General features: G+C 44.8%; 36 protein-coding genes and 1 tRNA gene. 32 read left to right on the top strand and 5 right to left on the bottom strand.

Annotation, left to right across the window (positions count from 1 at the left end; translation table 11 throughout):
• Positions 1-74 precede the first annotated feature (74 nt).
• A complete protein-coding gene (locus tag CXF65_RS11290) occupies positions 75-605 on the top strand; it encodes a DUF2726 domain-containing protein (RefSeq protein ID WP_101212097.1) in 531 nt (176 codons plus the stop codon).
• A gap of 36 nt (positions 606-641) precedes the next feature.
• On the opposite strand, the gene CXF65_RS11285 is transcribed toward CXF65_RS11290, so the two are convergent.
• A complete protein-coding gene (locus CXF65_RS11285) occupies positions 642-1,586 on the bottom strand; it encodes a DUF1853 family protein (protein WP_101212104.1) in 945 nt (314 codons plus the stop codon).
• 154 nt (positions 1,587-1,740) lie between these two features.
• Between CXF65_RS11285 and CXF65_RS11280 the strand changes: the two genes are divergently transcribed.
• Positions 1,741-2,043 carry a monooxygenase gene (locus CXF65_RS11280; protein ID WP_101212096.1) on the top strand — a complete coding sequence of 101 codons (303 nt, stop codon included), beginning with the start codon at positions 1,741-1,743 and terminating at the stop codon, positions 2,041-2,043.
• A gap of 77 nt (positions 2,044-2,120) precedes the next feature.
• On the opposite strand, the gene CXF65_RS11275 is transcribed toward CXF65_RS11280, so the two are convergent.
• From CXF65_RS11275 to gatC, 4 genes are all read right to left on the bottom strand, one after another.
• Positions 2,121-2,197, bottom strand: a tRNA-Pro gene (locus tag CXF65_RS11275).
• A 127-nt stretch (positions 2,198-2,324) separates the two neighbouring features.
• Complete coding sequence (gatB, locus tag CXF65_RS11270) at positions 2,325-3,854, bottom strand: Asp-tRNA(Asn)/Glu-tRNA(Gln) amidotransferase subunit GatB (protein ID WP_101212095.1); 1,530 nt, start codon at positions 3,852-3,854, stop codon at positions 2,325-2,327.
• A complete protein-coding gene (gatA, locus tag CXF65_RS11265; protein ID WP_101212094.1) occupies positions 3,854-5,350 on the bottom strand; it encodes an Asp-tRNA(Asn)/Glu-tRNA(Gln) amidotransferase subunit GatA in 1,497 nt (498 codons plus the stop codon). Before gatA ends, gatB begins: the two co-directional genes overlap by 1 nt.
• A 70-nt stretch (positions 5,351-5,420) precedes the next feature.
• Positions 5,421-5,735: an Asp-tRNA(Asn)/Glu-tRNA(Gln) amidotransferase subunit GatC gene (gene gatC, locus CXF65_RS11260; protein ID WP_025652178.1), complete on the bottom strand. Its 315-nt coding sequence runs from the start codon at positions 5,733-5,735 to the stop codon at positions 5,421-5,423.
• A gap of 840 nt (positions 5,736-6,575) precedes the next feature.
• On the opposite strand from gatC, the gene CXF65_RS11255 reads away from it, so the two are divergent.
• The 30 genes from CXF65_RS11255 to rpsK all read left to right on the top strand — a co-directional run bounded on the left by CXF65_RS11255 (position 6,576) and on the right by rpsK (position 24,429).
• The gene (locus CXF65_RS11255; RefSeq protein WP_084212307.1) at positions 6,576-7,604 is read left to right on the top strand and encodes a rod shape-determining protein; all 1,029 of its coding nucleotides are present in this window, start codon (positions 6,576-6,578) and stop codon (positions 7,602-7,604) included.
• Positions 7,605-7,875: 271 nt separating this feature from the next.
• Positions 7,876-8,742 carry a rod shape-determining protein MreC gene (gene mreC, locus CXF65_RS11250; RefSeq protein ID WP_025652180.1) on the top strand — a complete coding sequence of 289 codons (867 nt, stop codon included), beginning with the start codon at positions 7,876-7,878 and terminating at the stop codon, positions 8,740-8,742.
• Between the two features lie 141 nt (positions 8,743-8,883).
• Complete coding sequence (mreD, locus tag CXF65_RS11245) at positions 8,884-9,369, top strand: rod shape-determining protein MreD (protein WP_101212093.1); 486 nt, start codon at positions 8,884-8,886, stop codon at positions 9,367-9,369.
• Between the two features lie 238 nt (positions 9,370-9,607).
• Positions 9,608-10,282, top strand: coding sequence for a Maf family protein (locus tag CXF65_RS11240; RefSeq protein WP_025652182.1), 675 nt, complete (start codon positions 9,608-9,610; stop codon positions 10,280-10,282).
• Positions 10,283-10,453: 171 nt separating this feature from the next.
• Positions 10,454-12,064 carry an Rne/Rng family ribonuclease gene (locus CXF65_RS11235; RefSeq protein WP_101212092.1) on the top strand — a complete coding sequence of 537 codons (1,611 nt, stop codon included), beginning with the start codon at positions 10,454-10,456 and terminating at the stop codon, positions 12,062-12,064.
• Positions 12,065-12,471: 407 nt separating this feature from the next.
• A complete protein-coding gene (gene rpsJ, locus CXF65_RS11230) occupies positions 12,472-12,783 on the top strand; it encodes a 30S ribosomal protein S10 (RefSeq protein ID WP_010196670.1) in 312 nt (103 codons plus the stop codon).
• Between the two features lie 49 nt (positions 12,784-12,832).
• A complete protein-coding gene (gene rplC, locus CXF65_RS11225; RefSeq protein ID WP_025652184.1) occupies positions 12,833-13,471 on the top strand; it encodes a 50S ribosomal protein L3 in 639 nt (212 codons plus the stop codon).
• A 14-nt stretch (positions 13,472-13,485) separates the two neighbouring features.
• Positions 13,486-14,088, top strand: a complete 603-nt coding sequence (gene rplD / locus CXF65_RS11220; protein ID WP_025652185.1) for a 50S ribosomal protein L4 — start codon at positions 13,486-13,488, stop codon at positions 14,086-14,088.
• A complete protein-coding gene (rplW, locus tag CXF65_RS11215; RefSeq protein WP_025652186.1) occupies positions 14,085-14,435 on the top strand; it encodes a 50S ribosomal protein L23 in 351 nt (116 codons plus the stop codon). The genes rplD and rplW overlap by 4 nt, the downstream gene beginning before the upstream one ends.
• 11 nt (positions 14,436-14,446) lie before the next feature.
• Positions 14,447-15,274, top strand: coding sequence for a 50S ribosomal protein L2 (gene rplB, locus CXF65_RS11210; protein ID WP_025652187.1), 828 nt, complete (start codon positions 14,447-14,449; stop codon positions 15,272-15,274).
• Positions 15,275-15,286: 12 nt separating this feature from the next.
• Entirely contained in the window at positions 15,287-15,562 is a 276-nt protein-coding gene (gene rpsS / locus CXF65_RS11205; protein ID WP_021813372.1) for a 30S ribosomal protein S19, read from the top strand.
• A gap of 10 nt (positions 15,563-15,572) precedes the next feature.
• Positions 15,573-15,902 carry a 50S ribosomal protein L22 gene (gene rplV / locus CXF65_RS11200; protein WP_010196689.1) on the top strand — a complete coding sequence of 110 codons (330 nt, stop codon included), beginning with the start codon at positions 15,573-15,575 and terminating at the stop codon, positions 15,900-15,902.
• A gap of 3 nt (positions 15,903-15,905) precedes the next feature.
• On the top strand, positions 15,906-16,634 hold the full coding sequence (gene rpsC, locus CXF65_RS11195; RefSeq protein WP_010196691.1) for a 30S ribosomal protein S3: 729 nt from the start codon (positions 15,906-15,908) through the stop codon (positions 16,632-16,634).
• Positions 16,635-16,637: 3 nt separating this feature from the next.
• Positions 16,638-17,051, top strand: a complete 414-nt coding sequence (gene rplP / locus CXF65_RS11190; protein ID WP_010196693.1) for a 50S ribosomal protein L16 — start codon at positions 16,638-16,640, stop codon at positions 17,049-17,051.
• Complete coding sequence (gene rpmC / locus CXF65_RS11185) at positions 17,051-17,248, top strand: 50S ribosomal protein L29 (RefSeq protein ID WP_010196696.1); 198 nt, start codon at positions 17,051-17,053, stop codon at positions 17,246-17,248. The genes rplP and rpmC overlap by 1 nt, the downstream gene beginning before the upstream one ends.
• Positions 17,245-17,517 carry a 30S ribosomal protein S17 gene (rpsQ, locus tag CXF65_RS11180; protein ID WP_010196699.1) on the top strand — a complete coding sequence of 91 codons (273 nt, stop codon included), beginning with the start codon at positions 17,245-17,247 and terminating at the stop codon, positions 17,515-17,517. The genes rpmC and rpsQ overlap by 4 nt, the downstream gene beginning before the upstream one ends.
• Before the next feature lie 181 nt (positions 17,518-17,698).
• The gene (gene rplN / locus CXF65_RS11175) at positions 17,699-18,067 is read left to right on the top strand and encodes a 50S ribosomal protein L14 (protein ID WP_010196702.1); all 369 of its coding nucleotides are present in this window, start codon (positions 17,699-17,701) and stop codon (positions 18,065-18,067) included.
• 8 nt (positions 18,068-18,075) lie between these two features.
• Positions 18,076-18,393, top strand: a complete 318-nt coding sequence (gene rplX / locus CXF65_RS11170; protein WP_010196703.1) for a 50S ribosomal protein L24 — start codon at positions 18,076-18,078, stop codon at positions 18,391-18,393.
• Between the two features lie 21 nt (positions 18,394-18,414).
• The gene (gene rplE, locus CXF65_RS11165; RefSeq protein ID WP_025652189.1) at positions 18,415-18,951 is read left to right on the top strand and encodes a 50S ribosomal protein L5; all 537 of its coding nucleotides are present in this window, start codon (positions 18,415-18,417) and stop codon (positions 18,949-18,951) included.
• A 12-nt stretch (positions 18,952-18,963) separates the two neighbouring features.
• Positions 18,964-19,269, top strand: coding sequence for a 30S ribosomal protein S14 (rpsN, locus tag CXF65_RS11160; RefSeq protein ID WP_010196705.1), 306 nt, complete (start codon positions 18,964-18,966; stop codon positions 19,267-19,269).
• Between the two features lie 11 nt (positions 19,270-19,280).
• Positions 19,281-19,679, top strand: coding sequence for a 30S ribosomal protein S8 (gene rpsH / locus CXF65_RS11155; protein WP_010196706.1), 399 nt, complete (start codon positions 19,281-19,283; stop codon positions 19,677-19,679).
• A gap of 175 nt (positions 19,680-19,854) precedes the next feature.
• Entirely contained in the window at positions 19,855-20,388 is a 534-nt protein-coding gene (gene rplF / locus CXF65_RS11150; protein ID WP_025652190.1) for a 50S ribosomal protein L6, read from the top strand.
• Positions 20,389-20,399: 11 nt separating this feature from the next.
• Positions 20,400-20,750 carry a 50S ribosomal protein L18 gene (rplR, locus tag CXF65_RS11145; RefSeq protein WP_025652191.1) on the top strand — a complete coding sequence of 117 codons (351 nt, stop codon included), beginning with the start codon at positions 20,400-20,402 and terminating at the stop codon, positions 20,748-20,750.
• A gap of 2 nt (positions 20,751-20,752) precedes the next feature.
• On the top strand, positions 20,753-21,268 hold the full coding sequence (gene rpsE / locus CXF65_RS11140) for a 30S ribosomal protein S5 (protein WP_010196711.1): 516 nt from the start codon (positions 20,753-20,755) through the stop codon (positions 21,266-21,268).
• Positions 21,269-21,288: 20 nt separating this feature from the next.
• Positions 21,289-21,468, top strand: coding sequence for a 50S ribosomal protein L30 (rpmD, locus tag CXF65_RS11135; protein WP_101212091.1), 180 nt, complete (start codon positions 21,289-21,291; stop codon positions 21,466-21,468).
• Positions 21,468-21,908, top strand: a complete 441-nt coding sequence (rplO, locus tag CXF65_RS11130; RefSeq protein WP_010196716.1) for a 50S ribosomal protein L15 — start codon at positions 21,468-21,470, stop codon at positions 21,906-21,908. The genes rpmD and rplO overlap by 1 nt, the downstream gene beginning before the upstream one ends.
• Before the next feature lie 19 nt (positions 21,909-21,927).
• Positions 21,928-23,259 (top strand): preprotein translocase subunit SecY, encoded by a 1,332-nt coding sequence (gene secY / locus CXF65_RS11125; protein ID WP_173240232.1) that lies wholly within the window; start codon positions 21,928-21,930, stop codon positions 23,257-23,259.
• A 32-nt stretch (positions 23,260-23,291) separates the two neighbouring features.
• Entirely contained in the window at positions 23,292-23,408 is a 117-nt protein-coding gene (gene rpmJ, locus CXF65_RS11120; protein WP_010196721.1) for a 50S ribosomal protein L36, read from the top strand.
• A 254-nt stretch (positions 23,409-23,662) separates the two neighbouring features.
• Positions 23,663-24,019, top strand: a complete 357-nt coding sequence (gene rpsM / locus CXF65_RS11115) for a 30S ribosomal protein S13 (protein WP_021813384.1) — start codon at positions 23,663-23,665, stop codon at positions 24,017-24,019.
• A gap of 20 nt (positions 24,020-24,039) precedes the next feature.
• Entirely contained in the window at positions 24,040-24,429 is a 390-nt protein-coding gene (rpsK, locus tag CXF65_RS11110) for a 30S ribosomal protein S11 (RefSeq protein WP_010196728.1), read from the top strand.
• Positions 24,430-24,472: the final 43 nt, after the last annotated feature.

Raw genomic sequence — 24,472 nt, 5'->3', positions numbered from 1 at the left:
AAATACTGACTTCCTAAAGCTCATAATAGTCACGCTATACCGCCTCTCACGCTCCTACTGTATAAGGTAAAACCATGTCATTTGGCGTTATATTTTTAATGTTGGCCGTTGGATTCTTAGGGCTGATTACGTTACCAAAGCTGTTAGCAAGACTTGAAAGCGCCGAGCCTGATCCAAAGCCAGTACGCGGCGATGAGCTGGCCATTTGGCCATTTGCCCCAATGCCCATTATGACCGATACCGAGGTAATATTTTTTAATAAGTTAAAAAATGCGCTACCAGAATATCATATCTTTGTGCAAGTTCAGCTGTCACGCGTCATTGAAGCCAATAGTGATGAGACCTCTGAGCGTAGCTTTTGGTTCAATCGTATTTGCCGTCAAAGTGTGGATTATGTGATCGTTGATGTTGATGCCCAGACCACATTGCTGGCAATCGAGCTGGATGATTGGACGCATAGTAGTAAGGCACGGCAAAAGGCGGACGATAAAAAGGACAAAGCTTTAGCCAGTGCTGGCATTGCTATCGTGCGCTTTCACGCTGAGCGTATGCCCAGTGCCGATATGCTCAGATATGAGCTGATGCAGGTGATTGAAAATTATTGAGCGTTAGTAGATAAAACCTTTACGAGAAATGCTTAATCAGTCGCTTTTCTCATCATGCTGTTTCGGGTAAATGACGATGGGTCTATCACCTTCAAAGTATAATCCTGTTTTTAAGATACCGTTTTCAGAATGAATAAGTGCCGACGGACGTCCATCATAAAAGTCGCGTTTGCTAAACCATTCAATATAATGAGCAGCGCGCAACTCTCTGATATCAAGCGTCGCGAGAGTGCTCGTGTCGTACTTATCGCACCATTCGTGCATGGGAAAGCTTGGTGCTAGCCAAGATGGATAGACGAAATTAGTGATGTTCTTTGGTAAAAAGAACCGTCCTTTTATAATACCATAACGCTTATCAATTTTGACTTGCCCATGATTTTCGGTATCTACCCATACGGTGCGAAACTGCTTGGTTTGCATATGGGTCATTTTGCGCTGCAAATTGTCATTGGAGTTAATCCCTACCCAATTCTCCGGCTCAAATGGCGCTGATCCCATAAAAAACTTAATCGCCAGCTCCCAATGCTCAACCAGATTGTCTGCATGATTGTACAGAATCAAATCTAGCTCGCCAGTCGTCTGCTTACCGTTATACAGCTGCACATTACTGGCTAGCGTCTCGTAGGAATGTAAGCCGCGCTGAAAACCATCCTCTAACCAAAAAGACAATAATCCCTCAAAGTGAAAACCTAAGCGATTGGGACTCGGTCGCGTCACTAAGTAGCGCGTCAGCGCTTGATAAGCATTGGTGGTATCAAGCTCGTCTAAACGCGGTCGATAGGCCGCAAACTGCGCTTGCCAAAAACGTGTGCTATGTACCGATATGGTATGTGTATTCTGATGTGGTGCAAAGTCCAGCCATTCGGTTAAGACGTTAGGGCAGGCAAGCACATACGCTAAATCACGTACATAAGGTCGTCGGTACGCTTGCCAAGGGGCATCAACTAGCGTAGCAGAAGGCTGAGCAATCGGCTCGGACATAGGATGGACCAGCATAAGTGGTTGAGTAAAGTATAAGTTATTTACCCTAACTGCTCGCTCGCTAAAAGTCTATAGGCGCTCGTAACATGCTAAGATTGATACCATTAGACAGCCTATGTTTTTATTAGTGATCATATTAATTTAAGGAAAGCACATGAAATATCTTTTGCAAATTGACTTCCCGTATAGCGGACCCTTTGGTGATCAATTCTTTGAGTCTATGCAAGAGCTGGCCGAAGATATCGCAACCGAGCACGGTCTGGTGTATAAACTATGGACAGAAAATGAAGCAACGCAAGAAGCGGGCGGTATTTATGTGTTCGATAATTTGGACGATGCCAACAGATATTTAGAGAAGCACACTCAAAGACTGACTTCATTTGGTTTTAAAGATATCAAATCTAAAGTATTTATCATCAATGAAGCGTTAAGTGCAATCACTAAAGCGTCTTTGTAATACTTAATGAAGGATAATGAGCAAAAAAAAGCCAACCATTGAAAACAATGATTGGCTTTTCTCTTTACTACTATGTTTGGTCGGAACGGCAGGATTTGAACCTGCGACCACTACACCCCCAGTGTAGTGCGCTACCAGACTGCGCTACGCCCCGAATGACTGACTATTTTACGCAAAATTAGGCATATTGCAAGGGCTATTTATTTTAGCCAAAATCTATGACCCCAATTTACGTATTACAGTCAGCATAACCTATCGGCAAAACCAATTAGCAATTACCCTTAACCCAGTAGCTCTTTTAAGATTTGGTTTACTTGCTGTGGGTTGGCACTACCGCGACTGGCTTTCATGACTTGTCCGACCAGACCGTTAAAGGCCTTTTCTTTACCGCCACGATACTCATCCACCATGGCTTGATTTTTTGCAATGACTTCTTCAACGATGGCTTTAATAGCGCCTGTATCGGTTTCTTGCTTAAGCCCTTTTTCTTCGATGATTTTGTCAGCTGCATCATCAGCATCGCCGGCTTCACGCTCATAGAGCGCGCTAAAGACTTTCTTAGCCAATTTGCCAGATAGTGTATCGTCTTTGATACGCGCTAGCATACCTGCCAATTGCTTGGCGCTGATAGGGGAGTCGATGATGTCTTTGTCGTCTTTATTTAGCGCACCGAGTAGGTCGCCCATGATCCAGTTACCAGCCATTTTGGCATCTTTCTCACCAATCTCAGCGACGACATCTTCGAAGTAATCGGCAAGCTGACGACTACCCGTCAAAATACGGGCATCATATTCTGATAGACCAAGCGCTTCCTCAAAGCGTGCACGACGGGCAACTGGTAGCTCCGGCATTGCCGCACGAATGCTATCGACAGTATGTTGCTCGATACGCACTGGTAGCAGGTCAGGATCAGGGAAGTAGCGATAGTCGTTGGCATCTTCTTTGGTACGCATGGTACGGGTTTCGTCGCGCTCTGGGTCATAGAGCATCGTTGCTTGCACAACTTTACCACCGTCCTCAATGATGTCGATTTGACGCTCGATTTCACGATTGATGGCGCGTTCGATAAAGCGGAACGAGTTTAAGTTTTTGAGCTCAGTACGCGTGCCCAATTCTGCACCCGGCTTACGAATAGAGACGTTACAGTCACAGCGGAATGAACCCTCTGCCATAACCGCATCAGAGATACCAAGCCATGTGACCAGCTGGTGAATGGCTTTAATATAGGCCAGTGCTTCATGAGCCGAGCGCATATCAGGCTCAGAGACGATTTCGATTAATGGTGTACCAGCACGGTTCAAATCCACGCCCGTCATGCCATCGACGGCATCGTGTACTGACTTACCAGCGTCTTCTTCTAAATGCGCACGGGTGATGCCCATACGTTTTGGATATTCGTTCTTTTCACCTTCATTGACCACGACATCGATATAGCCTTCGCCAACGATAGGATTGGCCATTTGGGTGATTTGATAGCCTTTCGGTAAGTCAGGATAAAAGTAGTTTTTGCGGTCAAAGGTATTAAATAAACCCAGCTCAGCGTTGACACCGATACCGAATTTTAGCGCACGATCGACCACGCCAGCATTTAGAACTGGTAGGACACCGGGCAAGCCTAAATCTACGATACTGGCTTGGCTGTTTGGCTCATGACCAAAGTCAGTCGGTGCGCTAGAAAATATCTTACTTTCCGTATTGAGCTGGCAGTGGATTTCAATACCGATGACCACTTCATAACCATCGACGAACAGCTCTTTACGAACCTCATGTTCGCGGGCGGCATTATTATCAGTAGTAGTTGCTGTGTTCATTATACCGTCTCCTTCGCGATGGTAGAGTGTTGCAAATGATGGTCGGTGTGCTGCTGGAATAGATGCGCAGTGGCCAACAGCTTGCTTTCTTGCCAATACTGACCGATCAATTGTAAGCCAACAGGCAAGCCTTCAGACGTCAGACCAACAGGCTGACTGAGCGCTGGTAGACCGGCTAAGTTAACACCGATGGTATAGACATCGCCCAAATACATCGTTGCAGGGTCAAGATCTTCAGCGAGCTTATAAGCAGCGGTTGGTGCCGTTGGGCTGGCGATGACATCACAGTTGGCAAAGGCGTCTTCGAAGTCTTTGACGATTAAGCGACGTATTTTTTGTGCTTTAGTATAATAAGCATCAAAATAACCAGCAGATAGCGCGTAAGTACCGGTCAAGATACGGCGCTGTACTTCAGGGCCAAAGCCTTCAGAGCGTGAGCGCGTATACAGATCGATGAGATCGGTTGGGTTTTCACAGCGATAGCCAAAGCGTACACCATCGAAGCGTGACAGGTTTGAAGAGGCTTCAGCAGGGGCGAGCATATAATAAGTCGCCAGCGTGATATCAGGGTCAGTGATATTCACTTCCACAATCGTCGCGCCCAACTCTTCATATTTCTTTAGCGCAGCACGTACGGTGGTTTCTACTTCAGCGTCAAGCCCTTTGCTAAAGTATTCTTTAGCGACACCAATGCGTAGACCAGCAAATGGCTTATCACCAGCAGCAGCTTCTGCGTCATTAAGGTCTTGCACGTAGTCAGGCATATCATACTTAATAGAGGTCGCATCACGCGGATCATGACCAATCATTGGTTGTAATAGATAGGCGCAATCTTTAGCGCTACGACCCATGCTACCAGCTTGGTCAAGGCTTGAAGCATAGGCAATCATACCGAAGCGCGAGACGCGACCATAAGTGGGCTTGATACCGGTTAAGCCGCAAAATGAGGCAGGTTGACGAATAGAGCCACCAGTATCACTACCGGTTGCAACTGGCACAAAACCTGCGGCGACGGCAGCAGCACTACCACCCGATGAGCCACCAGGGACATGGTTAAGGTTCCAAGGGTTGTGCACCGCGCCATAATATGAGCTCTCATTATCCGAGCCCATCGCAAACTCATCCATATTGAGCTTGCCCAAGCTAATCATCCCCGCTTTATCGATGTTTGACACGATAGTGGCGTCATAAGGTGAGACAAAGTTATGTAGCATCTTTGAGCCACAAGTGGTCAGCACCCCTTGGGTACAAAAGATATCTTTGTGCGCCATCGGTACACCAAGCAGAGGACGCTTGTCGCCTTGAGCACGCATCTCGTCAGCTGCTTGCGCCTGTGCGCGGGCAGTTTCAGAAGTATTAGTGATAAAGCTGTTGATCTTGCTATCTAAGGCGTTGATGCGCTTGATATAGTGTTCGGTTAATTCCGCGCTGCTAAATTGTTTGTCTTGCAAGCCCGTAATAAGCTGCTGGGTACTCAATAGATGAAGTTCAGACATAAGGTGTCGTCCGTCAAAATGTTAATAGCATTAAATAGAATAAAATAAAGGCAGAAGTAAATAGAATAAATTATTCAATCACTTGTGGTACCAGATACAAGCCATCTTCAACAGCGGGGGCGACCGATTGGTTGCGCGCGCGGTTGATATCGTGTTTGGCGATATCGGCACGTAAGTCTTGGCAAACTTCATGAATATTTGATAGTGGTTTGACATCAGTCGTATCAACGTTGCTAAGAGTATGCATCAGCTTTAAGACTTTACTGATTTCATCGGCATAGCTATTGGCTGTCGTCTCATCGACACCTAAGCGCGCAAGGCTGGCAACTTCTAGGATTTCTTCACGGCTGACGTTGCTGTCAGACGTTGCTGGTTGCTGTGACATAGTTTCTCCAGTGCAGGACAGTTTTTGTTATAGTCAGAGCACTTTTAAACCGCTAGGGTGTTACACGCCCTAGATGTACTCAATGTACTATCTGCGGTCGGTCGCCTTGTAGCGATTCTAAAATTCCTTGACTATAGAGTAAATAGGTTCAAAAGTAGCGGTTAAAACGAGCGATTAATAAAGCCGCTAGTAATACCAATTATTAAAATAAAATAGCTATGAAAAGTAACGGTTATAACTAGCTACTAACATTGGTTACTGAAATTGGTTACTAAAACAAGAGTGTGATTATGAGCTTATTATAAAGCATCTGACCCAAGTTTACAGAGCTTGACGCTTGATTGCTGCACAATCTCAACCAAGTCGCGGGCATTTGTACAGACAGCATGATGATAGCCCAGACAATCATGGTAAAATTGACCGTATAGTTATGCAATCATTGGCAATCGCTCACCCGTTACAGTCAGAAATACGTTACAGTAGGCACTCGCTGCTGAGCAAAATTACTATATGCCTGTCGAGCCTTGTTATTGAATTAGACGGTGTTTCATTAAATGGATAGCTATGTGCCACTATTTCAAACTTTGTAACAACTTTTAGCGTTTAAGACCAAAATCCTGACTTACTGATGCAAATATCTGTGTTTTTTTTGAGCTAAATCGGTATAATTTAGCTCAGTTTTGTCATTGCATCATTATTGCTTAGGTTTGACTTGTCGCGATACCTCACTTTCGCCGTAAGTAATGTCTAACGACGACCTGCTCAACACTGACGAGTAACCCCTCAGTCAATCTCATTCGCCTCATTTGCCTTATTTGTAAAGCGCTGGATATATTAGTCATGAACCTGTTTGGATTTTTATCAAATAATATCGCAATCGACCTTGGTACTGCGAACACTCTTATTTTCATTCCTGGTAAAGGCGTGGTGCTCGATGAGCCTACGGTGGTCGCGCTACGAAGCAATCGTACCCATAACCCTACCGTCGCTGCAGTTGGCCTCGATGCCAAGCAGATGCTGGGTCGTACCCCTGCCAATATCACGGCGATTCGCCCGCTAAAAGACGGCGTGATTGCTGACTTTGAAGTGACCCAAAAAATGCTTAAGCACTTTATCGGCAAGGTAAAGGCGAAGCGTTTTATGGCACAGCCTAACGTCGTGGTTTGTGTGCCTTGCAAATCAACCCTCGTTGAGCGCAAAGCCATCCGTGAAGCGGTATCATCAGCGGGCGCGAGCAAAGTGCTCTTGCTAGAAGAGCCGATGGCAGCTGCGATTGGTGCCGGCATGCCAGTGCACGAAGCGAGTGGCTCAATGGTGGTTGATATCGGTGGTGGTACGACTGAGATCGCCGTTATTGCGCTATCAGGCTGCGTTTATGCCGAGTCGATTCGTATCGGTGGCGACATATTTGATGAAGCCATTATCACTCACGTACGCCGTACGCATGGTTGTGTGATTGGTGAAACGACGGCTGAACGTATCAAGCAAGAAGTAGGCTCAGCGCTGAACGAAGACAGCCAGCTAGAAGTTGAAGTACGCGGACGTAGCATGGCAGAAGGCGTACCCAAAACCTTTACTGTCAATTCAGAAGAAGTGCAAAAAGCCCTGAGCGATCCACTAAGCGGTATCGTTAGCGCGGTAAAAGCAGCACTTGAGCAAACACCACCTGAGCTATCATCAGATATTGCTGAGCGTGGTATTGTTTTGACTGGTGGCGGTGCGCTATTGCGTGATTTAGACAAACTTATTTCAAGAGAAACTGGTTTGCCAGTGACGGTCGCTGAAGACCCATTGACTTGTGTCAGTCGTGGTGGTGGTATCGCTCTCGACTTTATCAATAATAAAAGCTTAAACATGATTTTTGTTTAAACAGTTTTTATTGTTGATGTTCGTTGTTGATTGTGTCGATATTACTTTTCACTGACTATATTGATGTTCCAATGACCATTAAAACTAGCAGTGAACAGTCGCTGCAACGATAAAAGTAAAAAACGATAAATTAAAGGTAGCCAGTTGTGCTGCCTTTAATCGCATTAATGAATGCCAGCTACAAGCATTGTCCGTAAATGCTGATAACAATGTGATTGTTATCACTAGCGCTGGCTACTGCTCACATTAGAAACCCTTAATTAGATGACTTATGACGCCAAGTATTTTTGCACGCCAGCCACTTGCACTTCGTAAGGCTGCTATTGTATTGATAGTAGCGTTAATACTGATGTGGTTCGATAGCAAAAATCCAGAATGGTTCAATCCAGTGCGCAACACCAGCCACGCCGCTATGCAGCCTATCTATGAGTTGTCCTTATTGCCCAGCTATGCCAAACATTGGGCAAGTGGCAGCTTACAATCAAAAGAAGCGCTACGCCGCGAAAACATGCAGTTAAAGTCACAATTGATCCACGCGCAAGCCAAGCTTCAGCAGCAAGACTATATCTTGGCACAAAATGCGCGCTTACAGGGTATCTTGTCGACCACCAAGCCTGAACAGTTTGAGCTAAATTTGGCACAGGTTATCGGTACCGACACCAACTTACTCCGCCAAATCGTCGTGCTTAATAAAGGTGCGCAAGATGGCGTGCAAGTCGGACAGACAGTCATCGACGAAGACGGTATATTGGGACAGATTATCAATGTCTATCCCAATACCAGTCGCTTACTGCTCATTACTGATGAGCAGCAATCGGTAGCGGTCACGGTCAAGCGTACGGGTCAGCGGGCGATTGTGACCGGTCAAGGCATACCCACCTCGTTAAGTCTTAATTATGTATTCAAAACCTCAGACGTGCGCGTGGGTGACGAGCTGGTTTCTTCAGGTCTAGGCGGGCGTATTCCAGCAGGCTATCGAGTTGGTCGTATCGCTCATATCAAAGATACCCAAGCTGATAATTTTAGAAGTATTGAAGTCACGCCAGCAGCCAACTTTATCGATAATGCGTACGTATTAGTGCTACAAGACAAACTAATAGGCAAAAACAACCTCGGTACTAATGGCAATGGCAGCTGACACTCACATCATACCTAGTGAGCCATTTATGCACTTAGCCACTTGGCCTTGCTGTACCAATAGCATCATGTATACCCATACCTTTTTAGCCCTATTCTCTGCTAAATAGCCGCCGCCAAACATTCCTAAAGGTAAGTATCCATGGCGTATTCTGACTCTAAGCACCCAATTGGGCTCTTGCTCTTTGCCATTGTTGCAAGCTTCATCGTTGCCTCATCGCTCAATGTCTATCCATTAAGTCCTAGTATGGCTACCTTGCGTCCCATGGTAATGATCATGGTGCTGATTTTTTGGTTGCTGTTTCAACCGCGTTACGTTGGTATCTTTACCGCGTTTACTATTGGTTTAGTCGCAGATCTCTTGATGGACACCCATTTAGGTCAGCAAGCCTTTGCGGCGGTCATGGTGGCACTGGTCATCAAAATCAGTAGTATCTATGTCAGACAATTAAATACTGTCAATGCATGGCTTATCGCCTCATTAAGCTTGCTACTGTTTCAGCTGAGCTTGTGGATGCTACAGATGTTTATTCAAGATATCTTTGTGGCGCAGTCCGCCTTGTCTTTATTGATGAGCATAGTCAGCTGGCCGCTAGTGCTATTAGCGTTACGCAAATTTGTGCGTTAACCAATTAAGCCTCCATTCGATAATTAGTGTGGAGTGCCTTTCCGTTATGTCTTTATCAGCAAGATGATACAGTCAGTTGAATATAAAAAAGATACAGCATGACTGATATAGATTTTTTGCCGCCTCTGTCTGCGTAGATACAGCAAGCAAGAAAAATTTGTACCAGTCACGCATCATAAGGTTGTGTATCTATTTTATTTAGTATCGACTATAGCAATCATAAAATAAGAGAATAGCGATGGATATTATTTTAGCATCTGGTTCGCCGCGTCGTCGTGAGCTGCTAGCCAAAGCGCAGCTAGATTTTACGATTATGAGCGTCGATATCGATGAAACGCCACAAAGTAATGAGTCGCCTACAGAGTATATCGAGCGCATGGTCGCTACCAAAGCTGCCGCCGCAGTACAACAGCTAAACGACACACTTAAAACGAGCAAGGCCAATCTCGCTGAGCAGCTTATCATTTTGACCTCAGACACCATTGGTGTGCTGCCAGATGGTCAGACGGTACTGGTAAAACCAACTGACCGTGAGCACGCCTATCGCATGTGGCAGCAAATGTCAGATAATACCCATGAAGTATGGACAGCGGTACAAGCTACTCACGTATCTCGTGTGCCTTTAGCTTCCAAGGGTGCCAATACAGCAGACCATGAGACAGTATTCCAAATCATCAAACAACAGCAAATCACCGAGCGCACAGCAGTCACCTTTATCCCGCTGACGATGGAGATGATGAGCCGTTATTGGGAAAGTGGCGAACCTGCTGATAAAGCAGGTGGCTATGGTATTCAAGGGTTGGGCGCGGCTTGGGTGAGCCGTATTAACGGCAGCTATACCAATGTCGTGGGCTTGCCACTGCCGCAAACGCTGGCATTGATTAAAAATATCACCGAGAGTGGCATTCATTAGATAGTCAGAAGGGCAGGGACAATTTTATTAATACGCTACAAGCCCTTAACTGCTTGTCTGCACATAACGACACGCTAGGGTAATGGGCAAGAGCAAGTCGCATTTGTTACACTATAAAGCCAGTAGGCGATGAACGCCCAATAAGAAAGCTGAAAGATAAGAGAAAAAATTATGTCCGAAGAGCTGCTGATTAATATTAGTCCAATGGAGTCACGTGTCGCCGTGTTAGACAACGGTGTCCTAGGCGAAATCTATATTGAGCGCCATCATAAATTGGGTCTGGTCGGCAATATCTATTTGGGTACCGTCGTGCGTGTCCTGCCGGGTATGCAAGCGGCCTTTGTCGATATCGGTCAGTCACGGACAGCGTTTTTACACGTCAATGATATGCAGCGTGAACCGCGTCCAGTCGCCGAAAATAAGAATAAGACAGATGAAGAGCGCAATAAGAACCCTGATACCGGTACAGACAACACTGTGGTAGAAAATGGCATTGATGGCCTAGAAGTCAGCCCACCAGTGGTCAGTGTGCAAAGTGCTGATGTCTCTCCTGTCTCTAAAACCCTTATCCAACACCGCTTGCACGAAAGCCAACGTATCTTGGTACAAGTGACCAAAGACCAGCTGGGTAGTAAGGGCGCACGCTTAACCACCAATGTTTCTCTGCCATCACGCTATCTTGTGTATCTGCCATCGAGCGATCATATCGGTATCTCGCAGCGTATCGATGGCGAAGAAGAGCGCAACCGTCTCAAGACTGAGCTGAATAGTTTGATGCAAACCGTCAACCTAAAAGGTGGGCTGATTGCCCGTACGGCTGCCGAGCGCGTGCCTGTCGATAAGCTGGAAGAAGACATTTATTATTTATTACAGCTTTGGCGGACTATCTGCGCGCGGCGTCAAGAGATCAACCATCATCAAAGCTCAGAGCTTATTTACCAAGAGCTGGCTCTGCCACTACGCTCGATTCGTGACTTGGTACATACCGATACTGAAAAGGTCATTATCGATAATGCACAAATCTATGAGCAGGTCAGGCATTTCGCCAAAGAGTTCGTGCCTTTCGTTTACGATAGGATCGTGCATTATACCGCTGAGCAATCCTTATTTGACGTCCATCGTGTTGAAGACGATTTACGAGATGCCTTAAAACGTCGCGTTGATTTAAAGTCAGGTGGTTATCTGATTATTGATCAGACCGAAGCGATGACCACGATTGATGTTAATACGGGCTCTTTTGTTGGGGGACGTTCATTAGAAGATACCGTGTATAAGACCAACTTAGAAGCCACGCATGCCATCGCTCGGCAGCTGCGTTTGCGCAATCTGGGCGGCATTATTATCTTAGACTTTATTGATATGCTGGAGCAGCAGCATAAAGATGACGTGCTGGAGAGTTTACAGTCACAACTGGCACAAGACTATGCCAAGACTAAGATTACTCAGGTTAGTGAGCTTGGCTTGGTAGAGATGACCCGTAAGCGTACCCGTGAATCATTAGGGCAGCAACTGTGTGAGCCGTGTTCAACCTGTCAAGGGCGTGGCTTTGTCAAAACTGCTGAGACCGTTTGCTTTGAGATATTCCGCGAAATCATGCGCTGCGCGCGCACCTATAATTCACCGAAGAAGTTTACAGTAGTTGCTCATGCCGCAGTCATTGATTTACTACTCACTTCAGAGTCGGACACGGTGGCGGATTTAGAGTATCTGTTAGGTAGAGTTATTACTTTTGATGTAGAAAACCTCTATACACAAGAGCAGTACGATATTGTTTTAGACTGATAATTTGTACATCAGTAGGGGATTTAACACCTATTATTGAGTATGAATGGTGTTGTTTATAAAGCGTAATATCTTTAAATGCCGTGGATATTGCTCTTGCAATGAACGAAATACTATGTATAATATACACCACTGAATTATATATGCGCAGCCAATAATAAAGCTGGCGCTATGACAGCTAGAGCATCGTTTCTAGCACTATTTCATTATGCCTTTGCTGACATCCTATTATGGAAGGGTCGGCGGGGCTTTAAACTATTTTACTTTTGGCATGCTATAAGTTCGGATAAAGAACTCATTCTGGTTAAGAACAGAAGGCCGCTTTAAGTGAATATTTAACCAAACGGCTTTTGGTCATATCCTTGCAAAGCAAGAGTGACGAAAGCACATATTAGGAGCTTGCTGGCATGGCTAACCAGAGAATCCGTATCCGTCTTAAGTCTTTTGATCATCGTCTGATTGATCAATCTGCACAAGAGATTGTTGATACTGCAAAGCGCACCGGTGCGCAAGTTTGTGGTCCTGTACCGTTGCCGACTCGCATTGAGCGCTTCAACGTTCTAACCTCACCACACGTTAACAAAGACGCTCGTGATCAGTACGAAATCCGTACTCATAAGCGTATGGTTGATATCGTTCAACCTACTGACAAAACTGTGGATGCGCTAATGAAGTTAGATTTAGCGGCGGGTGTTGACGTTCAAATTGCTTTGGGTTAATGCACACTACACACCCAACCCATTAATATAAGATATAAAGAGGTCTAAAATGGCGATCGGTTTAGTCGGTAAAAAATGCGGCATGACCCGTGTCTTCACTGAAACAGGCGCATCTATCCCTGTAACAGTGGTTGAGGTCAATGCAAACCGCATTACTCAAGTAAAAAATACTGATGTAGATGGCTATCAAGCCATCCAAATCACCACAGGTACCCGTCGTGACAGCCGCGTAACCGCTGCACAAAAAGGTCACTTCGCTAAAGCTGGTGTTGCAGCTGGTCGTGGTGTTTGGGAATTTCGTGCCAATGACAGCGATCTTGAAGGTCGTGAGATTGGCGGTGAGATCCTAGCTGACTTGTTCGAACAAGGTCAGATGGTTGATGTCACAGGACAGAGTAAAGGTAAAGGCTTTCAAGGCGGCGTAAAGCGTCACAACTTCAGCATGCAAGATGCCACTCACGGTAACTCAGTATCACATCGTGCTATCGGTTCAACTGGTCAAAACCAGTCACCAGGTAAAGTCTTCAAAGGCAAAAAAATGCCAGGTCAGATGGGTAACAAACGCGTTACCGTTCAAGGCCTAGAAGTGATATCGGTTGATGTTGAAAATGGGTTAATTGTCATCAAGGGTGCTATCCCTGGTGCCACCGGTGGCGATGTCATCGTACGTCCGTCAGTCAAAGCCTAAGCAAGGGGATTAACGTGGATTTAAAAACAGTTACAGGTGCGGCGGTTGAGCTTTCTGATACGGCTTTTGGTCGTGAATTCAACGAAGCATTAGTGCATCAAGTCGTCACTGCATATCTTGCTGGTGCTCGCCAAGGTACACGTGCACAAAAAACCCGTGCCGAAGTTTCTGGCGGTGGCATCAAGCCATGGCGCCAAAAAGGTACTGGTCGCGCTCGTGCAGGCTCTATTCGTAGCCCTATCTGGCGTGGGGGCGGTCGTGCATTTGCGGCCAAACCACAAGATTGGTCACAGAAAGTTAACCGTAAGATGTATCGCGGTGCTATGCAGTGTATCCTAGCCGAATTGATTCGCCAAGAGCGTCTGATTTTGGTTGAAGAGTTGAGCGTTTCTGGGCCTAAGACCAAAGAGCTTATCGCCAAGTTAAATGATTTGGGCGCACCTCGTGCACTAATCGTTACCAAAGACGTTGACGAAAACTTATACTTAGCCGCTCGCAACATTCCACACGTCAATGTACTTGGTACAAACGAAGTGGACCCAGTGAGTTTGATCGCTTTTGATAAAGTGATCATGTCAGTTGAAGCTGCGAAACAATTTGAGGAAGCACTAGCATGAATAACGCAAGACTTTATCAGATCCTAAGAGGACCTGTATTCTCAGAGAAATCTCAAATGCTTGGCGACTCATTTGGTGTGCAAGTATTTAAAATTGACTCTAACGCTACTAAGCTTGAAGTTAAAAAAGCAGTTGAGATGATGTTTGAAGGTGTTGAAGTTTTAAAAGTAAACACTTTGAACGTTAAAGGTAAGACAAAGCGTTTTGGTAAAAGCATCGGCCGTCGTAATGACTACAAAAAAGCCTATGTTACCTTAAAAGCTGGTCAAGATGTACAAATGGCTGATGCTGGTGAAGAGGTCGCGAATACGACTGCTTCTACTAGTGAAACAGCGAATAACGAATAAGGATTACACTCATGCCTATCGTAAGAGCAAAGCCAACATCACCAGGCCGTCGTTTTGTTGAAAAAGTGGTGCATCCACACCTTTATAAAGGTCGTCCTTATGCAGCGCTTCTCGAATCAAAAAGTAAGTCAGGTGGTCGTAACAATAATGGTCGCATAACGACTCGTCACATCGGTGGTGGTCATAAGCAACATTATCGTATTATCGATTTTAAACGCACCAAAGACAATATCCCAGCTACTGTAGAGCGTATTGAATACGATCCTAACCGTACTGCACATATTGCCTTACTTAAGTATGCTGATGGTGAGCGTCGCTATATCATTGCTGCTAAAAAACAAGCAGTTGGTGATACCGTGATGTCAGGTGAAACTTCACCTATCCGTCCAGGTAACTGTTTACCGTTGAAAAACATCCCATTGGGTACTGTGATTCACAATATCGAGCTTAAAATCGGTAAAGGTGCACAGATGGCTCGTTCTGCGGGTGCTAGTGTTCAATTACTAGGTCGTGACGGTATTTATGCTATTCTACGTATGCGTTCTGGCGAAACTCGCCGCGTTCATGTGAATTGCCGTGCTGTTATTGGTGAAGTATCGAACACTGAAAACAACTTGAAATCACTTGGTAAAGCCGGTGCTTCACGTTGGCGCGGTATTCGTCCTTCTGTTCGTGGTGTCGCTATGAACCCGGTTGATCACCCACACGGTGGTGGTGAAGGTCGTAACAAAGGTCGCCATCCAACCAGCCCTTGGGGTCAGAAGTCTAAAGGACTTAAAACGCGTCATAATAAGCGTACTGACAATATGATCATCCGCCGTCGCGCCAAGAAGAAATAAAGGAAGAATTTCATGCCTCGTTCATTGAAAAAAGGTCCATTCATAGACGCGCACTTGTTTGCTAAAGTTGAGAATGCATTAGACACCAACTCACGCAAGCCAATTAAGACTTGGTCGCGCCGCTCGATGATTCTGCCACAAATGGTTGGCCTAACTTTATCTGTTCATAACGGCCGTACTCATGTACCGGTTATCGTGAGCGAACAGATGGTTGGTCATAAACTAGGTGAATTTGCCCCGACTCGTACGTATCGTGGTCATGGCATTGACAGAAAAGCTAAGAAATAAGGTGCTTACCATGGAAGTAACTGCAAAATTACGCGGTGCCGCCATATCGGCACAAAAAGTTAGACTCGTTGCTGATGAAGTTCGTGGCAAATCTATCGAGCGTGCTTTGGATATCCTAACGTATAGTAATAAAAAAGGCGCTGTGTTTGTTAAGAAATGTCTTAACTCAGCCATCGCCAATGCCGAAAACAACAACGGTTTAGACATTGATACGCTTAAAGTATCAACTATATACGTTGATGAAGGCATTACGCTAAAACGTATCCTACCACGTGCTAAAGGTCGCGCTGATCGTATCAGTAAGCGTACCTGTCACATCACTATAAAGGTAGGAGAATAAGTTATGGGTCAAAAAGTACATCCAATCGGAATTCGTCTTGGTGTTGTCAAAAAGCATAACGCAAACTGGTATGCTAACCCTAAACAATACTCAGAATACCTCATCAACGACATTCAAGTTCGTGAGTATCTACGCAAAAAGCTAGACAATGCTATGATCAGCAACATCATGATCGAGCGTCCTACTGGCGCCGCTAAGATTACCATCGCCACTGCGCGTCCTGGTATTGTTATCGGCAAAAAAGGCGAAGATATCGAAAGACTTCAAAAAGAATTGACCAAAATTATGGGCGTACCTGCTCAGGTCAACATTGAAGAAATCACGTCACCTGATCTTGATGCACGTTTGGTAGCAGACGGTATCGGAAGTCAGCTTGAGCGTCGTGTTATGTTCCGCCGTGCGATGAAACGCGCCGTACAGAACAGCATGCGTTCTGGTGCTAAAGGCATTAAAGTTGAGCTGTCTGGCCGCCTTGGTGGTGCTGAGATTGCTCGTAGTGAATGGTATCGTGAAGGCCGTGTGCCATTACATACACTTCGCGCTGATATTGACTATGCGTCAGTACGTGCAGAGACAACTTACGGCACCATCGGTGTAAAAGTTTGGATCTTCCGCGGAGAAATCCTTGACGGTATGAACAGTGTTTATAATCCGGTCAAAGAAGAGCAGACTCGTGCGCCAAAACGCCGTGGTCGTGGAAACGGAAACCGTCGAAACTCAGACAGAGGTTAAACTATGTTACAGCCAAAACGTACCAAGTTTCGTAAAATGCACAAAGGTCGTAACACTGGGCTAGCTCATCGTGGAAGCACCGTTGCATTCGGACAAATTGGTCTAAAATCATTGACGCGCGGTCGTATGACAGCCCGTCAAATTGAAGCGGCACGTCGTACCATCACTCGTAAGATTAAGCGTGGTGGTAAGATTTGGATTCGTGTATTCCCAGACAAACCAATTACTAATAAACCACTAGAAGTACGTATGGGTAAAGGTAAAGGTCCTGTAGAGTATTGGGTATGCGAAATCAAACCTGGTAAAGTGCTATATGAAATTGAAGGGGTACCAGAAGAGCTTGCACGTGAAGCTTTCACGCTTGCTGCAGCAAAACTGCCCTTTAAAACTACCATTGTTAAGCGGACGATAATGTAATGAAGATCAGTGAATTACGTGATAAATCATTAGAAGAACTGACCCAGTTACTTGATGAAAAGCAACTTGATGCTTTCCGTATTCGTATGGCTAAAGCAACTGGTCAGTTGGGTAATACCCATGAAGTCAGAGGCAATCGTCGCACGATTGCTCAGATTCAGACTTTGATTAACGAGAAACAACGAGGCGACTCATGAGCGATAACAATCAAACAGCTAATGCTAGCGTATTGACAGGAAGAGTTGTCAGCGACAAGATGGACAAGTCCATCACAGTTTTGATTGAACGTCTTGTACGTCATCCTTTGTATGGCAAGCAGCTTCGTCGTTCTACAAAAATCAAAGCTCATGATGAGAATAACGTTTGCCAACAAGGCGACCTTGTCCGCATCAAAGAAACGCGTCCAATCTCAAAAACCAAGTCTTGGACTTTGGTTGATGTGGTTGAAAAAGTAGAAAAAATCTAAGTAAATTGCATTAAAAGCCAGAAGCTGTTAAAATAGCCGCCTTTTTAAGGATGCTGATTGCGCCGAGCGTATATCACTCACATTAAGAGTAGCAGCGGTTATTTATATTAAAATGCCGACTACTCATACTGTGCTAGCGGCAGCAACTGGTTTTTATTGCTCATACGTGTGGAGTAACGCTATGATTCAGGTTGAGTCAATGCTGGAAGTTGCAGACAATAGCGGTGCAAGGCGAGTTCAGTGCATTAAAGTACTGGGTGGCTCTCATCGTCGTTATGCATCAGTTGGCGACATTATTAAAGTAACGGTTAAAGAAGCCATTCCTCGCGGTCGTGTTAAAAAAGGCGACGTGATGAATGCGGTAGTTGTACGTACCAAAAAAGGCGTTCGTCGTCCTGATGGTTCTGTTCTGCGTTTTGATGACAATGCTGCGGTATTGTTGAACCAAAACAAAGCACCGATTGCAACTCGTATTTTTGGACCGGTAACTCGTGAACTACGTGGTGATCAGTTTATGAAAATTGTATCCCTAGCACCAGAAGTATTGTGAGGTAATCCATGTCAAAATTACGTAAAGGCGATACAGTTATCGTGATTGCTGGTAAAGATAAAGGCAAACAAGGTACTGTACAAGCTGTAAAAAATGATCGTATTAAAGTAGAAGGCATTAATATTGTTACTAAACATCAGAAGCCAAATCAGGCGACTGGCGTTGAAGGTGGCATTCTTAAGCAAGAAGCTTTTCTGCATATTTCAAATGTCGCAATATTAAATGCGCAAACCCAAAAAGCTGATCGTATTACTTATCAGTTCGGCGAAGACGGCAATAAACAACGCGTCTATCGTTCGAACGGTGAAGTAGTGGCGACTGCGTAAGACACTAAGGGTGTAATGGTAATGGCAAGATTAAAATCTTTATATAACGATGAACTAAAGCAGCAAATCAAAGAAGACCTTGGTTTAGCGAACGTGATGCAAGTGCCTAAAATCACTAAAATCACACTTAACATGGGTGTAGGCGGCGCGTCTCAAGACAAGAAATTGCTTGAAGGTGCAGTAGCCGACATGACCGCTATTGCTGGTCAAAAACCTGTGGTCACTAAAGCGCGTAAATCAGTTGCTGGCTTTAAGATTCGTGAAGAATGGCCAATTGGCTGTAAAGTAACGCTACGCGGTGAGCAAATGTACGAATTTTTAGATCGTCTCATTGCCATTGCAATTCCTCGTATTCGTGATTTCCGTGGTTTTTCACCTAAAGCCTTTGACGGACGTGGTAACTACTCATTGGGTATCAAAGAACAAATCGTATTCCCAGAAGTAGACTTTGACAAGATTGATCGTATCCGCGGTATGGATGTAACAATCACCACGTCAGCTCAATCTGATGAAGAAGGTCGCGCGTTGCTTAAAGCATTCGGCTTCCCATTTAAATAAGGTAAAGACGTTATGGCAAAGAAGAGCATGATTAACCGCGAATTGAAGCGCGAAAAAATGGTTGCTAAATATGCTGAAAAGCGTATCAAGCTAAAAGAAACTATCAGTGATATGACTGCAAGTGACGAAACTCGTATGGAAGCGATGCTAGAGCTACAAGCTCTTCCACGTAACTCATCACCAGTACGTCTGCGCAATCGTTGTGCTATCACCGGTCGTCCTCACGGTTACTTCCGCAAGTTTGGCTTATCACGCAATATGCTGCGTGAGCGTGTCATGCAAGGCGATGTGCCCGGTGTTCGTAAAGCAAGCTGGTAAGGAGTAACTATATGAGTATGCAAGATACCGTTGGGGATATGCTAACCCGTATTCGTAACGCACAAATGGCTAACAAAGTATCGGTAGCAATGCCGAGCTCTAAACTACGTAAATCAATTGCTGATTTACTGGTTAGCGAAGGTTATGTAGCGAACGCTGTTGTCACTGAACAAGACAACAATAAAGCCACACTAACTATCGAACTAAAATACTTCGAAGGTAAAGCTGTTATCGAAACGATTCAACGTTTCAGCCGTCCTGGTTTACGCCAGCATCGCGGTAAAGACGCTATCCCTACTGTTAAACAAGGTATGGGTGTTGCTATCGTATCAACCAGTCAAGGTATCATGAGCGATCGTGCTGCACGCGCTGCTGGTATCGGTGGTGAAATCGTTGCATTTGTAGCGTAAGCTACACGACGATAAAGTCTATTTGATGCTTGTTAGACTTCTATCAATTGAGTAATTATAAATTATTTCAAATTGATAGGTGTCTAACGCCATCAATTATGCTAAACTAACACGCTTTTTAGCCTGTTAGTTTTTTCGCTAATAGAAGTAAGTTAATTTTTTAAGGAATATTCCTATGTCTCGTGTGGCTAAAGCCCCAGTAGCACTGCCTAACGGCGTAAGTGTTACTTTGAACGATCGGCAGGTCGAAGTTAAAGGCAAGAACGGCAATTTGTCTTTACGCCTGCATGAATTGGTCGAGCTGAAACAGGAAGATGATGCAATCATTTTCTCACCTACAGTCGATTCAAAAGAAGCCATGATGCACACTGGCACCATGCGCGCTTTGCTTAACAACTATGTTACAGGCGTGAATGAAGGCTTTGAAAGACGTCTTCAACTAATTGGTGTTGGTTATCGTGCTCAAGCTACTGGTAATAAAGTAACGCTAAACGTTGGTTACTCACATCCAGTAGAATATACGCTACCTGAAGGTGTGTCGGCTGAAACCCCAACGCAAACTGAAATTGTTTTGAAATCAAACAATAAACAGCAGCTTGGTCAAGCAGCGGCTAATATCCGCGCTTTCCGTCCACCAGAGCCTTATAAAGGTAAAGGTATTCGTTATAGTGACGAGCATGTGATTCGCAAAGAAGCCAAGAAAAAATAAGGTGAGTTGAAATGTTTGATAAAAAAGCAGCTCGTCTACGTCGAGCAAAGAAAACCCGCGCACATATCCGTCATTTAGGCGCACATCGTCTAACGGTTAACCGTACGCCGAAACATATTTATGCCCAGATTATCTCTCCGAACGGTGGTGAAGTGATTGCTCAGGCATCTACCTTAGACAGCAGCTTGCGTTCAGGCGCGACTGGTAATGCTGATGCAGCGACGTCTGTAGGCCAATTAATCGCAGAACGCGCAAAAGCAGCTGGTATTACTAAAGTTGCCTTTGACCGTAGTGGTTTTAAATATCATGGTCGAGTAAAAGCTTTAGCTGAAGCGGCTCGCGAAAACGGATTGGAGTTTTAATCATGGCTAGAAATGATAAAAATGATAAAAATGAACAGACTGACGGTCTAGTAGAACGCTTAGTTACCGTTGATCGCGTTGCAAAAGTAGTTAAAGGTGGTCGTATTTTCTCTTTCACTGCGTTAACCGTAGTGGGCGATGGCAATGGCCGCGTTGGCTTTGGTCGTGGTAAAGCACGTGAAGTGCCGGCTGCTATTCAAAAAGCACTAGAAGCTGCTAAACGCAATATGATTACTGTTGAGCTCAACGATGCAACTTTGTATCATCCGATCAAAGCACGTCATGGTGCTAGTAAAGTCTACATGCAGCCTGCATCTGAAGGTACTGGCGTAATCGCTGGTGGCGCAATGCGTGCTGTGTTAGAAGTTGCTGGTGTCAAAGATGTTTTGACTAAATGTTATGGTTCTACCAATACTGCTAACGTGGTTCGCGCTACGTTTAACGGTTTACGTGATATGTCAACTCCAGAGAAGATGGCAGCGAAACGTGGTAAATCTGTAGACGAAATCTTGGGTTAACTTAGACTAGGTGAGTTACGATGAAAAAAATGAAAGTCACTCAATTGAAATCGGGTGCCCATCGCCTAAAGAGCCACAAAGCATGCTTGAAAGGATTGGGTTTACGCCGTATTAATCATTCTGTTGTAGTAGAAGATACTCCTTCAACTCGTGGTATGGTCAATAGCGTTAACTACTTGGTAAAAGTGGAGGAAGCGTAATGGGTCTTAGATTAAATGAATTATCACCAGGTGTTGGCGCAAAGAAAACTGCCCAACGTCGTGGTCGTGGTATCGGTTCAGGTCTTGGTAAGACTGGTGGTCGTGGTGTAAAAGGTCAGAAATCTCGTTCAGGTTCTAGCATACGCTCAGGATTTGAAGGTGGTCAAATGCCTTTATATCGCCGTCTACCAAAATTTGGTTTTACCAGTAGAATGGCAATGACGACTGCTGAAGTTCGTCTGTCTGAATTGAACAAAATTGAAGGCGATGTTGTCAGCATTGAAACACTTAAAGCTGCCAACCTTATCCGTCATGATATGAAGCGTGCTCGTGTAATGTTATCAGGCGAAGTGACCAAAGCTTATACCTTTAAAGGTATCAAAGTGACTAAAGGCGCTAAGCAAGCAATCGAAGCTGCTGGTGGTAGCATCGAGGAGTAGTAACGTGTCAAAACAATCAATGTCATCGGCTGGTATACCGCTCAATCCATTCGCTTTTATACGTAAGTATGACGAGCTATGGACGCGTTTATTATTCTTAATCGGCGCATTGATTGTTTATCGTTTAGGGTCACACATTCCGGTACCGGGTATTAACCCCGTCAATTTGGCTGATCTGTTTTCGCGCAACGAAAATACCATTCTGAGCATGTTTAACATGTTCTCAGGTGGTGCGCTAGAGCGTATGTCCATCATGGCACTTGGCATCATGCCATATATCTCTGCATCTATTATCGTACAGATGATGTCTGCAGTGTTGCCATCGCTTGAAGCCCTCAAAAAAGAAGGTGAAGCAGGACGACGTAAGCTAAATAAGTATACCCGTCAAGGGACACTTGCTTTAGCCCTAGTACAGTCATTAGGAATGTGTGCTGGCTTAATCAGCCAAAATCTTACCCTATCTTCTGGTTTGACTTTTTATATTCCAGCCGTGACTTCATTGGTCGCAGGCGCTATGTTCTTGATGTGGCTTGGTGAGCAGATTACAGAGCGTGGTGTAGGTAATGGTATTTCAATGCTGATTTTTGCCAGTATTGTGGCTGGTACGCCAGGTATGATTTCGCAATCTATTGAACAAGTCAATCAAGGTCAAATGAACTTGATTGTACTCTTTATTTTTGTACTGCTAGGTATCGCGGTTACCGCGGGTATCGTCTATATTGAACGTGCCCAGCGTCGTGTACCAGTAAACTATGCACAGAAGCAACAGCAAGGTCGTAAGATCTATGCGCAGCAGCAATCACATTTGCCGTTGAAGCTTAACATGGCAGGGGTTATCCCAGCCATTTTTGCCAGTTCGCTATTGTTATTTCCAGCAAGTTTAGGGCAGTGGGTTGGTCAATCAACTGATCCTACCTTTGTACAAAAAATATTGCAAAATATGGCATTGGTATTGTCCCCAGGGCAACCGCTATATTTAGTACTGTTCGGTGCAATGATTATTTTCTTCTGTTATTTCTACACGGCTTTGGTATTTAGTCCGCGTGAAGTGGCAGAAAACCTTAAACGTAGTGGTGCGTATATCCCAGGTATTCGCCCAGGACAACAAACTCAGCGTTATCTCGATCATGTATTAAACCGACTGACCTTTATTGGCGCGATGTATATGACGGTTATTTGTTTAATGCCAATGGTCGTCCAGTCATCGTTTGGTGTACCGTTTCAACTTGGTGGTACGTCGCTACTGATTATGGTGGTTGTGGTAATGGACTTCATCTCGCAAATTCAAGCGCATTTGATGACCCATCAATATCATGATCAGACGTTAATTCAATCGCCCACTCAACCTTAAATGAGCGGTACGATATCTCAAAGGAGTATGCTATGAAAGTTCAAGCATCAGTTAAAAAGATTTGTGGTAGCTGTAAAGTTGTACGCCGTAAAGGCCGTGTACATATTATTTGTACAGCAGAACCGCGCCACAAGCAACGTCAAGGTTAATATTTGAGTAGGGTAAAGCAACACGCTCAACCTACTAGTTAAATTAATACTTGAAAAACAACGGCGGATGCGATATCATCCGCCACTTGCCGTAGTTTATGCAAAAACTTTTATAATAGCGTCAATGAACGGACTTGTTCACAAGTCAAAACAGCGATAATAATTATAGAAGCTTTAGTATTGACAGCAAAAAATCTGAAAATTAAAGCCTTATTGATAAATAAAGCTTATTTTTCTTTAATGGAGAGAAATCAATGGCTCGTATTGCCGGCGTAAACATTCCGGATAATAAGCATGCTGTTATTTCATTAACTTACATCTTTGGTGTAGGCCGTACCACTGCTCAGAAAATCTTAGAAGCAGTTGGCATTGCCCCTACTACTAAAGTCAGTCAGTTAGATGATACACAGTTAGATGCTATCCGTGCACAAGTTGCAAATTACATGACGGAAGGTGATCTTCGTCGTGAAGTGTCAATGAATATCAAGCGTTTAGTTGATCTCGGTTGTTACCGTGGCATCCGCCATCGTCGTAACCTACCAGTTAGAGGTCAGAACACCAAAAACAACGCTCGTACTCGTAAGGGTCCGACACGCCCTCTCAAAAGATAATTAACTTAGGAAGCTAAAAGATGGCAAAAGACACTCGCAGTCGCAAAAAGGTGGCTCGTCGTTCAGTATCGGAGGGCATAGCCCATATCCATGCGTCTTTTAATAACACCATTGTTACGATTACCGATCGTCAGGGTAATGCATTGGCTTGGGCCACTTCAGGTGGACAAGGCTTCCGTGGTTCACGTAAATCTACACCATTTGCAGCGCAGGTTGCAGCTGAAGTCGCTGGTAAAGCGGCTCAAGAATATGGTGTTAAGAATATCGACGTTTTGGTCAAAGGACCAGGACCGGGTCGTGAGTCTGCGGTAAGAGCACTAGGTGCATTGGGTTATAAAGTCAACAGCATCTCTGATGTAACCCCAATCCCACACAATGGTTGCCGTGCGCCGAAAAAGCGCCGCGTCTAATATTAAAGACGAAGCTTTTTATCCCAAAAGCTTATAGGAGACA

It is taken from the genome of Psychrobacter sp. Sarcosine-3u-12 (genome assembly GCF_002836005.1).
GTDB classification, from domain to species: domain Bacteria; phylum Pseudomonadota; class Gammaproteobacteria; order Pseudomonadales; family Moraxellaceae; genus Psychrobacter; species Psychrobacter okhotskensis.
The sequence above is the reverse complement of the archived record's forward strand: the minus strand, read 5'-3'. Positions and strand labels throughout refer to the sequence as shown.

Coding starts and splice junctions, on each gene's coding strand:
- rplP (WP_010196693.1), top strand. CDS start 16,638: ATGTTACAGCCAAAACGTACCAAGTTTCGTAAAATGCACAAAGGTCGT.
- rpsQ (WP_010196699.1), top strand. CDS start 17,245: ATGAGCGATAACAATCAAACAGCTAATGCTAGCGTATTGACAGGAAGA.
- gatC (WP_025652178.1), bottom strand. CDS start 5,735: ATGTCACAGCAACCAGCAACGTCTGACAGCAACGTCAGCCGTGAAGAA.
- gatB (WP_101212095.1), bottom strand. CDS start 3,854: ATGAACACAGCAACTACTACTGATAATAATGCCGCCCGCGAACATGAG.
- rplC (WP_025652184.1), top strand. CDS start 12,833: ATGGCGATCGGTTTAGTCGGTAAAAAATGCGGCATGACCCGTGTCTTC.
- gatA (WP_101212094.1), bottom strand. CDS start 5,350: ATGTCTGAACTTCATCTATTGAGTACCCAGCAGCTTATTACGGGCTTG.
- rpsK (WP_010196728.1), top strand. CDS start 24,040: ATGGCAAAAGACACTCGCAGTCGCAAAAAGGTGGCTCGTCGTTCAGTA.
- rpsN (WP_010196705.1), top strand. CDS start 18,964: ATGGCAAAGAAGAGCATGATTAACCGCGAATTGAAGCGCGAAAAAATG.
- rplV (WP_010196689.1), top strand. CDS start 15,573: ATGGAAGTAACTGCAAAATTACGCGGTGCCGCCATATCGGCACAAAAA.
- rpmC (WP_010196696.1), top strand. CDS start 17,051: ATGAAGATCAGTGAATTACGTGATAAATCATTAGAAGAACTGACCCAG.
- CXF65_RS11255 (WP_084212307.1), top strand. CDS start 6,576: ATGAACCTGTTTGGATTTTTATCAAATAATATCGCAATCGACCTTGGT.
- mreD (WP_101212093.1), top strand. CDS start 8,884: ATGGCGTATTCTGACTCTAAGCACCCAATTGGGCTCTTGCTCTTTGCC.
- rpsC (WP_010196691.1), top strand. CDS start 15,906: ATGGGTCAAAAAGTACATCCAATCGGAATTCGTCTTGGTGTTGTCAAA.
- CXF65_RS11235 (WP_101212092.1), top strand. CDS start 10,454: ATGTCCGAAGAGCTGCTGATTAATATTAGTCCAATGGAGTCACGTGTC.
- rpmJ (WP_010196721.1), top strand. CDS start 23,292: ATGAAAGTTCAAGCATCAGTTAAAAAGATTTGTGGTAGCTGTAAAGTT.
- rplX (WP_010196703.1), top strand. CDS start 18,076: ATGTCAAAATTACGTAAAGGCGATACAGTTATCGTGATTGCTGGTAAA.
- CXF65_RS11290 (WP_101212097.1), top strand. CDS start 75: ATGTCATTTGGCGTTATATTTTTAATGTTGGCCGTTGGATTCTTAGGG.
- rplO (WP_010196716.1), top strand. CDS start 21,468: ATGGGTCTTAGATTAAATGAATTATCACCAGGTGTTGGCGCAAAGAAA.
- rplF (WP_025652190.1), top strand. CDS start 19,855: ATGTCTCGTGTGGCTAAAGCCCCAGTAGCACTGCCTAACGGCGTAAGT.
- CXF65_RS11285 (WP_101212104.1), bottom strand. CDS start 1,586: ATGTCCGAGCCGATTGCTCAGCCTTCTGCTACGCTAGTTGATGCCCCT.
- rplR (WP_025652191.1), top strand. CDS start 20,400: ATGTTTGATAAAAAAGCAGCTCGTCTACGTCGAGCAAAGAAAACCCGC.
- rplB (WP_025652187.1), top strand. CDS start 14,447: ATGCCTATCGTAAGAGCAAAGCCAACATCACCAGGCCGTCGTTTTGTT.
- rplW (WP_025652186.1), top strand. CDS start 14,085: ATGAATAACGCAAGACTTTATCAGATCCTAAGAGGACCTGTATTCTCA.
- mreC (WP_025652180.1), top strand. CDS start 7,876: ATGACGCCAAGTATTTTTGCACGCCAGCCACTTGCACTTCGTAAGGCT.
- rpsS (WP_021813372.1), top strand. CDS start 15,287: ATGCCTCGTTCATTGAAAAAAGGTCCATTCATAGACGCGCACTTGTTT.
- rplE (WP_025652189.1), top strand. CDS start 18,415: ATGGCAAGATTAAAATCTTTATATAACGATGAACTAAAGCAGCAAATC.
- rpsH (WP_010196706.1), top strand. CDS start 19,281: ATGAGTATGCAAGATACCGTTGGGGATATGCTAACCCGTATTCGTAAC.
- rplN (WP_010196702.1), top strand. CDS start 17,699: ATGATTCAGGTTGAGTCAATGCTGGAAGTTGCAGACAATAGCGGTGCA.
- secY (WP_173240232.1), top strand. CDS start 21,928: ATGTCATCGGCTGGTATACCGCTCAATCCATTCGCTTTTATACGTAAG.
- rpsM (WP_021813384.1), top strand. CDS start 23,663: ATGGCTCGTATTGCCGGCGTAAACATTCCGGATAATAAGCATGCTGTT.
- CXF65_RS11280 (WP_101212096.1), top strand. CDS start 1,741: ATGAAATATCTTTTGCAAATTGACTTCCCGTATAGCGGACCCTTTGGT.
- rpsE (WP_010196711.1), top strand. CDS start 20,753: ATGGCTAGAAATGATAAAAATGATAAAAATGAACAGACTGACGGTCTA.
- CXF65_RS11240 (WP_025652182.1), top strand. CDS start 9,608: ATGGATATTATTTTAGCATCTGGTTCGCCGCGTCGTCGTGAGCTGCTA.
- rpsJ (WP_010196670.1), top strand. CDS start 12,472: ATGGCTAACCAGAGAATCCGTATCCGTCTTAAGTCTTTTGATCATCGT.
- rpmD (WP_101212091.1), top strand. CDS start 21,289: ATGAAAAAAATGAAAGTCACTCAATTGAAATCGGGTGCCCATCGCCTA.